Origin of the sequence: uncultured Actinomyces sp. (genome assembly GCF_963526355.1) — a bacterium.
GTDB lineage: Bacteria > Actinomycetota > Actinomycetes > Actinomycetales > Actinomycetaceae > Actinomyces.
Genome location: NZ_CAUROW010000025.1, coordinates 1 through 12,703, shown reverse-complemented (window position 1 = coordinate 12,703; position 12,703 = coordinate 1). Strand labels below are relative to the sequence as shown.

Genomic DNA, 12,703 nt, shown 5'->3' with positions numbered 1-12,703 from the left:
GCCGCGCGAGCCAGTGGTCTGTCAGTACCCGTGGGGCACCGCGTTACTTGTTCCCGAGCTCGGAGAAGCACTTGTTCATGACGTCCTGGGGGATGTCGCCGTTGAGCTGAATGCCCTTGCCGGGCTCGGGATCGGGAACGTCGTAGCCCTCCTTGCGCAGGCATTCGGTGGCCTTGACCAGGTCCTGCTGCGTCTCGGGCTTGGCGAGGTCCTCGGTGCCCGGGGCGGGGCCAACGGTCTTCTCGCACTCGTCGGCGGCCTTGTAGGCGGCGTCGGTCTCGGGGAACTGCATGTTGCCGTTGGAGTCGGGGTCAGCGACGTCGATTCCCTTGTCTCGCATGCACTTGGCCATCTTGAGCAGATAGTCGTCCCCGCCGGTGGCGGAGGCGGAGGCCTCGGATGCCGAGTCGGCCTTCGATCCCTGGGAGCATCCGGTCATGAGTCCGATGGCGCACACGGCACAGGTCAGTACTGTGGCGGTGCGGGTGATGATCCGGGTGTTGAGGGGCTTCTTCATGGGAGGGGGTCCTTTCGGCTCGCGTGGGTCGAGGGCGGTGACGCCCGTGCGTTCGGGGAACAGCCAACCGGGACCGGTGTTGCCACGAGGTTCACGATTTCGCTTATGTTGTGGCAACACGAGGGCTGGTTGGCTCATAGAACCGGCCGCATACACCACAGCGAAGGAGACAGGGCAATGCGCGTACTCGTCGTGGAGGATGAGGAGTACCTGGCCGAGGCCATCGCCACGGGGCTGCGGCGCGAGGCGATGGCGGTCGACGTCGTCGGCGACGGGGCCGGCGCCCTGGAACAGGTGGCGATCAACGATTACGACATCATCGTCCTGGACCGGGACCTGCCCGTCATCCACGGCGACGAGGTGTGCCGCCGGGTGGTCAGCGACCACCCCAGCACTCGGGTCCTCATGCTCACCGCGTCCCGGACGTTGGACGCGCGCGTGGGCGGCTTCGAGCTGGGGGCGGACGACTACCTCACCAAGCCCTTCGAGTTCCCCGAGCTGGTGGCCCGGCTGCGAGCCCTGGGGCGACGCAGTCAGCCGGCGCGCACGCCGGTCATCGAGGCCCACGGGGTGCGTCTGGACCCCTTCCGCCGGGAGGTCTACCGCGATGGGCGCTTCATCAGGCTCAGCCCCAAGGAGTTCGCGGTCCTACAGGTCCTCATGGAGGCCGAGGGCGGGGTTCTCAGCGCTGAGACGCTCCTGGAGAAGGCCTGGGACGCCAACGCGGACCCCTTCACCAATTCCACCCGGGTGACAATCTCCCACCTGCGCCGCAAGCTCGGTGAGCCGCGGGTGATCCAGACGGTTCCCGGTGCGGGCTACAGGTTCAGCGCATGAGCGGGCAGGGGGCGCAGGCGGCTCTGCCCGACGACGCGGTCCAACACGGCGGCGCCGGCGGGGTCCGGCCAGGACGTGAGGAGCGGTTGCGTCGCCCCCGGCGCCTGAGTATCCGGGCGCGCCTGACCCTGACCTACGCCGGACTGGTGACAGCTGCCGGCGTGGTCCTCATCGCCCTGGTCTACTTCTACACCCGCTATGTCACGCTCAGTATCGAGATCGGCGGCCCGGTCGGGGAGACCGCCGCCGTGCCGGCCTCGCAGGTCAGCGAGGCCGCCAAGGTGGACACGAACCTGTTCGATCTGCTCAGCAGCATCATGCGCTCGGCCGTCGGCGCCCTGGCGCTGCTCGTGGTGCTCTCCGGGACGGTCGGCTGGATCCTGGCGGGACGGATGCTGCAGCCGCTGTCCTCGATGAATGCGGCGGCCAAGCGCGCCGCCTCAGGCGACCTCAGCCAGCGGCTGGACCTGTCCGGCCCGCGCGACGAGATCCACGACCTGGCGGACACCTTCGACAACATGCTGGCCTCACTGGAGCGCTCCTTCTCCGTCCACCGCCGCTTCGCGGCCAACGCCTCCCACGAGCTGCGCACGCCCCTGGCCACCACACAGACGATGATCGACGTCGCCCTGTCAGACCCGCAGGCCTCCACCGAGGACCTGCGTCGGGTCCTGACCCGGGTCCTGGAGACCAACCGAGCCAACCGGGAGACGATCGACGCCCTGCTGGACCTGGCCGATGCCCAGTCCGGTCGACTGGCCCGAGAGGACGTGGACATGGAGGTCACGGTCCGCAACGCACTGAGCGTCATCGCCCCCGAGGTGGCCGGGCGCGACCTGCACGTCTCCACCCAGCTGCTGCCCGCCCGGGTCCCGGGCGACCCGGTGCTGCTGCGCCAGAGCGTCTCCAACCTGCTGCGCAATGCGGCCCGCTACAACAATGACGGCGGCCGGATCACGGTGGGAATGGAGCGTGTGGACGACGGCGTCCGGTTGACGATCCGCAACGACGGCCCCGTCGTACCGGCAGACAAGGTCGAATCGCTGCGCGAGCCCTTCGTCCGCGGTGAGGGGCGGGGGCGGACCCGGGGCTCCGGACACGGGCTGGGCCTGGCGATCGTGACCGCCGTGGCCTGCGCCCACGGCGGTGAACTCCGACTGAGTGCTAATCCGGCCGGCGGGCTGACGGCCGTCCTCGAACTGCCCGGAGACGAGGGGAAACCGATCACGCCTCTGACACAGGTGGGAGACTGAGGGCCGCCGGCCTGCGTGGCCGGCGACTCTAGGAGATATAGGAGATATGAGAGCCGACGGCGGGTGCGCCGACCGACGCGCCCATATCAGGCCTGCGGGCTCTTCCTACCGGAGTTGATAACCAGCTCGATGAAGAGACGGACCAGGCCGATCTGCGCGACGGTCCAAGGGGCGTCGAAGAGCAGGCTCGCGAAGAACTTGCCGAAGTTGAAGCTCCGGTTCATCGTTCCGGTGTCGAAAGTGCCACCGAGGTCGCCTGCGTTGTAGGCCGAGTAGAGCCAGCTGGCGATCAAGGCGCCGATAACGATGTAGAAGAACACCTTGCCGAACTTCTCGGCGAAAGGCTTGGCGGTGTCGAAGAGATTCCCCACGAAACTGTCCCCCGCTGGCATCTGGGGGTAGGGCTGCCCAGGCACACCCGGAGCGCCAGGGGGCGCCTGGAACTGCTGCTGGGGCGGGTAGGGCTGGCCCGCGACCGGAGCGGAGGGAGCTGAGGGCTGTTGATAGAAGGGCTGACCGGGGATGGGGGGCTGAGTCATAAGACTGTTCGCTTCCTTCAGTGTTGGGGACGCAGGCAGGCTACCGTGTCTGCGGTGACCTGTGAAACGGACGAGTCGCCCCTCGTGTCTTGCGATGCGACTCACAACCCTTATCAGGTGGTAGGAGCCGCTGCGGCCACCGGCGCCCCAGGGCCCGCGGGTCGGACTGCGCGTCCCGTTCCTCAGCGAATCAGCCCGTATGCGTCGGAATCCACGACTGCGCTCGCAACGGGCGGGGCCGGCAGTCGGCGTTTGCGTTCGCTGCGGGCCACGGCGGTGCGTAGCAGGGTCTCGAAGGGACCGGCGTGCCCGCTGCGCTCCAGGACCACGCACAGCACCACCGTCACCAGCCAGACCCCCAGGGCAATGAGAGCGGTCCGGGCCTCACCCAGGTGGAGCTCGATGCCGGTCAGGGCGGGCAGGGCCAGGAAGACGGCGGCGAACAGGAGGCTCTGACTGAGGTAGGCCGTCATGGAGCGGCGCCCCACGGCCGAGGCCAGACGACGCAGCCCCGTCAACCCGCCGCCCTCCCTGGGCCCACCGGCGTACAGGGCCAGCAACGCCAACCAACCACAGGCGCTGAGCAGTCCCGCGACCCTGTCAAAAGAAATAGCCCAGATGATCAGGGGCCCACCCGTGGCCCGCACCGCGATCGCGATACCGCCCAGGGCCCCGAGCCCCAGACCACCCACGCCGACGACGGCCAGGAGCCGACGATGCCGCTCGGGATGAGCGATGAGGTCGGTGTCAGCCAGACGAGCCCCCAGGAACATCGCCGGAACCACCAACGAGGCCAGCACGGTCATCAGCGTAGTTCCAGACCAGGAGGTGACACCGTTGAAAACGTAGGAAACGGGTGTAACGGTCGAGCTGTCGGCCCCCCGGCGCACAACCTCGACTGCGTTCAAGCCCTGGGAGGCCAGGAAGCTGTTTAAGTTGTACATCATGACGACGCTCACGGCAGTGATGATGACGCTTAGGATCGCGGCTCGCCTCCAGTGCTTGCGGGCGACCCATCCGCCGAAGAAGACGGCGGCCAGGCCGTAAGTCCCGATGATGTCGGCGGAGAAGAGCATGGCGTGGGCGGCGCCGAACAGGATCATCCACAGCCCCCGGCGCCGCATCAGGCGGCGGGCATCCACCGTGGCCTGCTCACGGGCCCAAGCCTCCTGCTGCGGCGTCGGCTCACACCCGGCCTCCACACCGGGCAGGGACTGAAGATAGCCCTGAGTCCCAGAGGCAATACGCCGCTTGACCATAGTGGCCAGCCCGAAGCCGAACAGGAGAGCGAACAACGGATAGGCCCGTCGGTCGACCAGGAGGGTGCGCGCCCACAGCCAAACCGTGTCGACGATGTCAGCAGAAGGGGTGGAGGACCGCGATAAGTAGACCCAGGTGGGGACGTTGGCCAGGGCGATGAGCAGGAGCATGAAGCCACGGGCCACATCCGGGGCCGGATAACGCACACCCCGGGCGCCGGTGAACGATGTCGCGAGTTTCATACCCTCCACGATAGAAAGCGCCTCACAGTCCGCGTTTCCCCCGCCGGGACCGTTCACCATCATCAAGCCTCTCCACCTGAGAGACGAGAAGAAGCCCCAACGCCTCCTCCCACAGAACCAGAACCCCTCATCCTGGAGCCGGTTGCGAACAGTCTGCCGGATACGGGCGCACCAGCGACGAGCCCAGTGCGCGGTCGTGTCCTTGGCATCGCCCCTACTTTTGCAACACGTCCTCACGGCCGCTTGATCGCGCGCCGACAGTCCACGCGGCGCGGGCTCCAAGGCCGGTGGGCAGCCGCCGTGGGCGCGTCATCCGACCGGCACTGCCCCCGGCCGGGCACCGTCGGATCAGGAGGCCGACGGCGGTGCCGGGCGAGGCCGCTTGCGCTCGCTGCGGGCCACGGCGGTGCGCAGCAGGGTCTCGAAGGGACCGGCATGCCCACCGCGTTCCAAGACAGCGCACAGGCCGACCGTCGCCAGCCAGACCGCCGCGGCAACCAGGGCAGCCGCGGCCTGCCCCAGCCACAGACGCTCCCCCGTCACCAGAAGGGGGACGATGACGAAGATGAACCCGAACAGGATCGTCTGACTCAGGTAAGCGGTCATGGAACGACGCCCCACGGCGGAGGCCAGCCGACGCAGCCCCGTCAACCCGCCGCCCTCCCGGGGCCCACCGGCGTACAAGGCCAGCAGCGCCAACCAACCACAGGCGCCGCCCAGACCGAAGAACTCTTTGGTCACGAAGTCCCACGACCACGCCGGGATGGACATCACCTTGGTCAGCGCGCTGTGGAGCGCACCTCCGATCCCTAGTGTCAGGCCACCGATTCCCATCGCCATGAGCAGGCCTCGGTGCCGCTCCGGGTGGATGATGATGTCGGTGTCGGCCAGGCGCGCGCCGATCACCGCCGCGGGCACGATCAGTGTGATGAGGAACTGCGCGAACAGGGCGAAGATCCAGCCCGAGATGTTGATGACGAACCAGGGCAGCGCCGTGGGTGTTGAACTCACCTGTTCCCCGGACATCTGTGCAGCCATCTCTGGAGGAAAGAGATCTATTGCCATGTAGGCGCAGACCGCCACCGCGGCAATGACGACGCCGCCGATGCACAGGGCGATGTACCGCTTACGCGAGAGCCATCCGGCGAAGACGACGGCGACCAGGCCGTAAACGCCGATGATGTCGCCCACGAAGAAGATGCCGTGGACGAATCCGAACAGGATCATCCACCAGCCGCGGCGCCGCACCAGGCGGCGGGCGTCCACCGTGGCCTGCTCACGCGCCCAGGACTCCTCCTGCGCCGTCGGCTCACGCCCGGCACCCACGCCGGGCAGGGACTGAAGATAGGCCCGAGTGCCGCTGGCGATACGCCGGTTGACCATGGTCATGAGACCGAAGCCGAACAGCATCGCGAACAGCGGATAGGCCCGGTGGTCAACGAACAGCGTCCGAACGAACACCCACCAGGCATCGGCCACCGACGCCTGAAAGGTACCGGCGGACTCTGCCGGCGCCCTGCTCCACTGGGGCACGTTGGCCACTGCAATGAGCAGGAGCATGAAGCCCCGGGCCACATCCGGAGCCGGATAACGCACACCCCGGGCACCAGTGAATGATGTGATGAGATGCATACCATTAACCATACGATGCCCCATCCCCCCGGGCCTCCCTCTCCAGAGGGAACCCTACTTGAATCGTCCTCCTTCTTCGGGAGGAGGGGGCACTATTTCATTCAGAAACTCCGGCGGGGGCGGCTATGGCATTGGCGGTTGGTGATGGTGGGGTTGGGTGGGGTCGTTTGCGTTCGCTGCGGGCCACGGCGGTGCGCAGCAGGGTCTCGAAGGGACCGGCGTGCCCGCTGCGCTCCAGGGTGGTGCACAGCAGCACGGTCATCAGCCACACCGCCACAGCGATCCCGGCGACCCGGGCCTCACCCAGGTGAAGCTCGATGCCGGTCAGGGCGGGCAGGGCCAGGAAGACGGCGGCGAACAGGAAGCTCTGGGTCAGGTAGGCGGTCATGGAGCGGCGCCCCACGTTGGAGGCCAGACGACGCAGCCCCGTCAAATCGCCGCCCTCCCTGGGCCCACCGGCGTACAGGGCCAGCAACGCCAACCAACCACAGGCGCTGAGCAGTCCCGCGACCCTGTCAAAAGAAATAGCCCAGATGATCAGGGGCCCACCCGTGGCCCGCACCGCGATCGCGATACCGCCCAGGGCCCCGAGCCCCAGACCACCCACGCCGACGACGGCCAGGAGCCGACGATGCCGCTCGGGATGAGCGATGAGGTCGGTGTCAGCCAGACGAACCCCAAGGAACATCGCCGGAACCACCATGGAGATGATGAGGCCGATGGGCATACCTTGAGCCCATTGGGTGACACCGTTGAAAACGTAGGAAACGGGTGTAACGGTCGAGCCGGTCGCATCCTGGTGGGCGATCGGGCCTATGAAGCTGCCTATGATGAAGATGATGACAACGTTGGCGACAATGATGACGGCGCTCAGGACCGCGGCTCGTTTCCAGTGCTTGCGGGCGATCCATCCGGCGAAGATGACGGCGACCAGACCGTAGAGGCCGATGATGTCTTGGGAGAAGAGCATGGCGTGGGCGGCGCCGAACAGGATCATCCACAGCCCCCGGCGCCGCACCAGGCGGCGAGCGTCCACCGTGGCCTGCTCACGGGCCCAAGCCTCCTCCTGCGGCGTCGGCTCACGACCCGCCTCCACCCCCGGCAAGGACTGCAGATAGGCTCGAGTGCCGCTGGCGATACGCCGGTTGATCATGGTCATAAGCCCGAAGCCGAACAGCATCGCGAACAGCGGGTAGGACCGCTGGTCGATGAACAGCGTACGCACCCACAGCCAGACCGTGTCGATGGTGTCAGCAGGAGGGGTGGAGGACCGCGCTAAGTCGACGTCGACCCAGCTGGGGACGTTGGCCAGGGCGATGAGCAGGAGCATGAAGCCACGGGCCACATCCGGGGCCGGGTAGCGCACGCCCCTGGAACCAGTGAAGGAGGTGATGAGTCTCATGCCCTCCACCCTAGGAAGCACCTCACAGTCCGCGCCTCCCCCGCCGGGACTGTTCCCATCATCAAGCCTCTCCACCTAAAAGGCGAGAAGAAGCCCCAGCGCCTCCTCCCACAGGACCAGAACCCCTCATTCTGGCGTCCGCCTGATCACGCGCTGACAGTCCGCGAGGCGCAGGTTCCATCATCAGAGGGCAGCCGCCGAGGGTGCATCATCCGGCCGGCACTGCCCCCGGCCGGGCGTCGGCGGGCTGGGAGGTCGACGGCGGTGCCGGGCGGAGTCGTTTGCGCTCGCTGCGGGCCACGGCGGTGCGCAGCAGCGTCTCGAAGGGACCGGCACGCCCGCCGCGCTCCAGAACCACGCACAGCACCACGATCACCAGCCACACCGCCACGGCAACCAGTGCAGCCGCGGCCTGCCCCAGCCACAGACGCTCCCCCGTCACCAGAAGGGGGACGATGACGAAGATGGTCCCGAACAGGATCGTCTGACTCAGGTAGACCGTCATGGAACGGCGCCCCACGGCGGAAGCGATCCGGCGCAGACCTGTCAGCCGACCGTCCGGCGCCGGCCCGCCCGCGTACAGGGCCAGCAACGCCAACCAGCCACAGGCCCCAGCGAACCCGGTGAACTCCTTGGTGGCGACATCCCACGGCCACGCCGGGATGGACATCACATTAGTCAGAGCGCTGTGGAGCGCCCCCACCACCGCCAGCGCCAGGCCACCGACTACCGCCCCCGCGAGCAGGCCTCGGTGCCGCTCCGGATGGATGATGATGTCGGTGTCGGCCAGACGCGCGCCGACCACCGCGCAGAGGAGGATGATCGCTGCGAAGTCCTGAATCAGCACCCCGTATGCCCAGAAGAGCATATTGCTGACGGCCCAAGGGAGCGCCGTTACGTCCGGCGGCCCATCACCGCCCCCCGAGGAGGCGGGGCCCATCATGAGTTGGAGACCAACGGCCACCAGAGTGGTGATGGCACCGACGGTGTACAGGGCGGTGTACCGCTTGCGCGAGAGCCATCCGGCGAAGATGACGGCGATCAGGCCGTAGGCACCGATGATGTCTCCAAAGAAGAAGATGCCGTGGACGAATCCGAACAGGAGCATCCACCAGCCGCGGCGCCGCACCAGGCGGCGGGCGTCCACCGTGGCCTGCTCACGCGCCCAGGACTCCTCCTGCGCCGTCGGCTCATGACCCGCATCCACCCCCGGCAAGGACTGAAGATAGGCCCGGGTGCCGCTGGCGATGCGCCGGTTGATCATGATCATGAGACCGAAGCCGAACAGCATCGCGAACAGCGGGAGGGCCCGGTGGTCGACGAACAGCGTCCGAACGAACACCCACCAGGCATCGGCCGCCGACGCCCGGAAGGTACCGGCGGACTCGGTCGGCACCCTGCTCCAAAATGGTACGTTGGCCACCGCGACGAATAGGAGCATGAAGCCCCGAGCCACATCCGGGGCGGGATAGCGCACACCCCTGGAACCAGTGAACGACGTTGTCAACTGCATACCATTGAACTTATGACTTTCGCCACCCGGATGTGATCCTCCTGGAGGAGGAGGCGTTTCTGCGCGCCCCTCCTCCAGGGGGAGGTGCGCTTATTCTCTCCTCCTCAAGGAGGAGAAATCAGATGTCGCTTTTGAGCGGAGCCCCTGGTGGTGTCGGTGGCGGTATCCGCCGTGCGGGCCGACGTGTCAGCGCCGTGGGAACCGCGTGGACCTCATGGGGACGAGCGCGGTACTCGCCGTACGCGCCATGCTCGTGGCGCGCCCGTCACCCGGCTCGGGGCGGCGCTCTGCGGGCCCACGACCCCGTCGACCTGGCGCGACGACCTGGACCTCGCCGTCGGCGGCCGCGGCGAAGATCCGTTGGACGACCGCCTCCCGGCTGCGCATGCGCGCGTTGTCGACCTCCAGCTCCTCGACGCGGGCCTCCAGGTCGAGGATGCGGCGGATGCCCTCGAGGTTGATGCCCTCCTGGGACAGGGACTGGATACGGCGCAGACGCTCGACGTCACGGTGGGAGTAGCGCCGGCCCCGCCCGCGGGTCCGGGCGGGGCTGACCAGTCCGAGCCGGTCGTACTGGCGCAGGGTCTGGGGGTGCATCCCGGCGAGCTCGGCCGCCACGGAGACCACGTAGACCGCACGCTCAGCCGCGTCGTCAGCCAGGTGGCCCAGGCCCTGCCCAGCCCGACGCCGGCTCACTTGCCGGCCTCCTCCATGAGGGTCTCCCGCGGGTCGGTGTCACCCATGGCCTCGTCGAAGGCCTCGAGGGCCTGCCTGGCGGCCTTGGAGAGCTTCTTGGGGACGGCCACCTGGATGGTCACCAGCAGGTCACCTGTCTTCTTGCGGGTGGTGGCGCCCTTTCCGCGCAGGCGCATGACCGTCCCCGAGGACGTGCCGGGCTTGATCTTGATCTTGGAGGTACCGCCGTCGAGCAGCGGGACCTCGACCGTGGCGCCCAGGGCGGCCTCACGCAGGGTGACCGGCAGATCCATGCGCAGGTTGGCGCCGTCGACCGGGTCGATGGAGTACACCGGGTGCTTGTTGACGCTGATGGACACCACCATGTCGCCGTTCTCGCCGCCGTTGAGGCCGGCTCGCCCCTTGCCGCGCAGGCGGATCTTCTGGCCGTCGCGCACACCCGCCGGAATGCGGACCTTCATGGTGCGCCCATCCGCAGTGAGCTCCACAGTGGTTCCGGCGACGGCATCGCGCAGGTCCAGTGCGGCCGAGGTCAGAACATCGGAGCCCTTCTGCGACTGGGGCTGGGAGCCGAAGCTGCCGAAGCCGAAGGGCCCGGGGCGGCCACCGGAACGGGTCGGGCTGGGGGTGCCTCCGAACATGCGCAGCAGGTCGTCGAGGTCGGGCTCGCCGCCGGCTCCGCCGGTCTGAAAACGGACATTGCCGCCCTGACCGCCGAACATGGAGGAGAAGATGTCCTCGAATCCGGCGTTGGCACCGGCACCACCCGGCCCCCCGGCCTGGAAGCGCGCACCTCCTCCGGCCATGGAGCGGATCGCGTCGTACTGCTTGCGCTCGGCCTCGTCGGACAGAACCGCGTACGCCTCCCCGATCTCCTTGAACCGCTCCGCCGCCGCGGCGTCGTCGGGATTGCGATCGGGGTGGTACTTCTTCGCAAGCGTACGGTAGGCCTTCTTAATTGCGGCGGCGTCGGCGTCCTTACTCACGCCGAGGACCGCGTAGAAGTCCTTCGTCATCCAGTCCTGACTGGCCATGGTCGTCTCACCGCCTCCTTATCCGGGTGATCGTGGGTTTTCCTTACTAACAGATTTCGATGAATGTCCCGGTGCACCCCCGGCCGGCGGCGGACCCGCACCGGCGTTTCCGGCGGGTCCGAGTCCGCCGTCGGACCGGGGTGAGTGGTGCAGTGGGTATGCGGTGGATCCGCAGTGGATCTAAAGCGGATACCGCTCAGGCCGGGTTGGCGACCTGGACGCGGGCGGCGCGCACGACGCGCTCGCCCAGGCGGTACCCGGGCTGGAGGACCGTGACGATGGTGGGCTCGGTGACCTCACTGGACTCGGTGGCCATGAGGGCCTCGTGCAGCGTGGGGTCGAAGACCTCGCCCACGGCGCCGAAGCGCTCCAGGGAGTACTTCTCGGCCAGGATCGACTCGAGCTTGCCGGCCGTGGTCTCGAAGGTGCCGGTCAGGTCGCCGTGCTGGCGGGCCAGCTCGATCTCGTCGAGGACCGGGATGAGGGCCTCGACGACGTCGGCGGCACCGGCTTGGCGGTGGGAGGCCGCGCCCTCGCGGGACCGACGCACGAACCCCTGGTACTCCTGCTGGAGGTTGTAGAGGTCCGCCCGGGCCCGGGCCAGGTCGTCGGCCGCCTGAGCGGCCTGGGCCTGAGCCTGGGCCAGGGGGTCGTCCCCCGCCTCCCCCTCGTCTGAGGAGGAGGCGTCGGACTGGCCGGCCGCGCCCTCGGGCGAGCCCTGTGCGAGTCCTTCACGGACGTCGTCGGGCACCTCCTCGAAGGCCGACTCGACGGCCGCCTGGAGCTCGGGGTCGATGTCCTCGTTCTCGGGGGTGGGGCCGGTCGGGGTCACTTGGAGTCCTCGTCATCGACGATCTCGGCGTCCACGATGTCCTCGTCGTCGGAGGACGTGGCGCCGCCGGTGGCGGAGTCGGAGTCGGCCGCGCCCTGGGCGGCGGCGTCGGCCTGGTAGATGGCCTCGCCGACCTTCTGGGCCACCGAGCTCAGCTTCTCCTGAGCGGTCTTGACCGGCTCGATGTCGTCTCCCTCGAGGGCCTTCTTGAGGTCGGAGACGGCCTCGGAGACCTCGGAGTGGACGTCCTCGGGGAGCTTGTCCTTGTTGTCCTTGAGGAGCTTCTCGATGGAGTAGGCCTGCTGCTCGGCGGAGTTGCGGGTCTCGGCGTCCTCGCGGCGCTTCTTGTCCTCCTCGGCGTGGGCCTCGGCCTCCTTGACCATGCGGTCGATGTCCTCCTTGGGCAGGGCGGAGCCGCCGGAGATGGTCATGGACTGCTCCTTGCCGGTGCCGCGGTCCTTGGCCGAGACGTGGACGATGCCGTTGGCGTCGATGTCGAAGGAGACCTCGATTTGGGGCACGCCGCGGGGGGCCGGGGCGATGCCGGTCAGCTCGAAGGTGCCCAGCGGCTTGTTGTCCCGAGCGAACTCACGCTCGCCCTGGTAGACCTGGATGAGCACGGAGGGCTGATTGTCCTCGGCGGTGGAGAAGACCTCGGACCGCTTGGTCGGGATGGCCGTGTTGCGCTCGATGAGCTTGGTCATGACCCCGCCCTTGGTCTCGATGCCCAGGGACAGCGGAGTGACGTCGATGAGCAGGACGTCGCTGCGGTCGCCCTGGATGACGCCGGCCTGGAGGGCCGCACCGACGGCGACGACCTCATCGGGGTTGACGCCCTTGTTGGGCTCCTTGCCGGTCAGCTCACGCACCACCTCGGTGACGGCGGGCATACGGGTGGAACCACCCACGAGGACCACGTGGTCGATGTCGGAGACCTTGACCCCGG

12 protein-coding genes are annotated in these 12,703 nt (G+C 68.0%); 2 read left to right on the top strand and 10 right to left on the bottom strand.

The features are described from left to right. Positions 1–43: 43 nt before the first annotated feature. Entirely contained in the window at positions 44–517 is a 474-nt protein-coding gene (locus tag RWR81_RS07200; RefSeq protein ID WP_314456335.1) for a hypothetical protein, read from the bottom strand. Positions 518–694: 177 nt separating this feature from the next. Between RWR81_RS07200 and RWR81_RS07195 the strand changes: the two genes are divergently transcribed. After that, complete coding sequence (locus RWR81_RS07195; RefSeq protein WP_314456333.1) at positions 695–1,354, top strand: response regulator transcription factor; 660 nt, start codon at positions 695–697, stop codon at positions 1,352–1,354. Then, complete coding sequence (locus RWR81_RS07190; RefSeq protein WP_314456331.1) at positions 1,351–2,607, top strand: ATP-binding protein; 1,257 nt, start codon at positions 1,351–1,353, stop codon at positions 2,605–2,607. Before RWR81_RS07195 ends, RWR81_RS07190 begins: the two co-directional genes overlap by 4 nt. Before the next feature lie 86 nt (positions 2,608–2,693). On the opposite strand, the gene RWR81_RS07185 is transcribed toward RWR81_RS07190, so the two are convergent. From RWR81_RS07185 to RWR81_RS07145, 9 genes are all read right to left on the bottom strand, one after another. Next, positions 2,694–3,146, bottom strand: coding sequence for a collagen-like protein (locus RWR81_RS07185; protein ID WP_314456329.1), 453 nt, complete (start codon positions 3,144–3,146; stop codon positions 2,694–2,696). Positions 3,147–3,328: 182 nt separating this feature from the next. After that, positions 3,329–4,648, bottom strand: a complete 1,320-nt coding sequence (locus RWR81_RS07180) for a DUF418 domain-containing protein (protein WP_314456328.1) — start codon at positions 4,646–4,648, stop codon at positions 3,329–3,331. Between the two features lie 348 nt (positions 4,649–4,996). After that, positions 4,997–6,280 (bottom strand): DUF418 domain-containing protein, encoded by a 1,284-nt coding sequence (locus RWR81_RS07175; RefSeq protein ID WP_314456326.1) that lies wholly within the window; start codon positions 6,278–6,280, stop codon positions 4,997–4,999. Between the two features lie 97 nt (positions 6,281–6,377). Further along, the gene (locus RWR81_RS07170) at positions 6,378–7,682 is read right to left on the bottom strand and encodes a DUF418 domain-containing protein (RefSeq protein WP_314456324.1); all 1,305 of its coding nucleotides are present in this window, start codon (positions 7,680–7,682) and stop codon (positions 6,378–6,380) included. A gap of 208 nt (positions 7,683–7,890) precedes the next feature. Further along, entirely contained in the window at positions 7,891–9,195 is a 1,305-nt protein-coding gene (locus RWR81_RS07165; RefSeq protein WP_314456322.1) for a DUF418 domain-containing protein, read from the bottom strand. A gap of 186 nt (positions 9,196–9,381) precedes the next feature. After that, positions 9,382–9,891, bottom strand: a complete 510-nt coding sequence (locus RWR81_RS07160; protein WP_314456319.1) for a heat shock protein transcriptional repressor HspR — start codon at positions 9,889–9,891, stop codon at positions 9,382–9,384. After that, on the bottom strand, positions 9,888–10,925 hold the full coding sequence (locus RWR81_RS07155) for a DnaJ C-terminal domain-containing protein (RefSeq protein WP_314456314.1): 1,038 nt from the start codon (positions 10,923–10,925) through the stop codon (positions 9,888–9,890). The genes RWR81_RS07160 and RWR81_RS07155 overlap by 4 nt, the downstream gene beginning before the upstream one ends. A gap of 196 nt (positions 10,926–11,121) precedes the next feature. After that, positions 11,122–11,757 (bottom strand): nucleotide exchange factor GrpE, encoded by a 636-nt coding sequence (locus tag RWR81_RS07150; RefSeq protein ID WP_314456312.1) that lies wholly within the window; start codon positions 11,755–11,757, stop codon positions 11,122–11,124. Next, the coding region (locus tag RWR81_RS07145; protein WP_314456309.1) for an Hsp70 family protein at positions 11,754–12,703 on the bottom strand (950 nt) is incomplete at its 5' end. The genes RWR81_RS07150 and RWR81_RS07145, both read right to left, overlap by 4 nt.

Bases quoted from the DNA above. Each gene is read 5' to 3' on its own strand.
- RWR81_RS07175 (WP_314456326.1), bottom strand. From the start codon at position 6,280: ATGCATCTCATCACATCATTCACTGGTGCCCGGGGTGTGCGTTATCCG.
- RWR81_RS07170 (WP_314456324.1), bottom strand. From the start codon at position 7,682: ATGAGACTCATCACCTCCTTCACTGGTTCCAGGGGCGTGCGCTACCCG.
- RWR81_RS07200 (WP_314456335.1), bottom strand. From the start codon at position 517: ATGAAGAAGCCCCTCAACACCCGGATCATCACCCGCACCGCCACAGTA.
- RWR81_RS07155 (WP_314456314.1), bottom strand. From the start codon at position 10,925: ATGGCCAGTCAGGACTGGATGACGAAGGACTTCTACGCGGTCCTCGGC.
- RWR81_RS07180 (WP_314456328.1), bottom strand. From the start codon at position 4,648: ATGAAACTCGCGACATCGTTCACCGGCGCCCGGGGTGTGCGTTATCCG.
- RWR81_RS07190 (WP_314456331.1), top strand. From the start codon at position 1,351: ATGAGCGGGCAGGGGGCGCAGGCGGCTCTGCCCGACGACGCGGTCCAA.
- RWR81_RS07185 (WP_314456329.1), bottom strand. From the start codon at position 3,146: ATGACTCAGCCCCCCATCCCCGGTCAGCCCTTCTATCAACAGCCCTCA.
- RWR81_RS07165 (WP_314456322.1), bottom strand. From the start codon at position 9,195: ATGCAGTTGACAACGTCGTTCACTGGTTCCAGGGGTGTGCGCTATCCC.
- RWR81_RS07195 (WP_314456333.1), top strand. From the start codon at position 695: ATGCGCGTACTCGTCGTGGAGGATGAGGAGTACCTGGCCGAGGCCATC.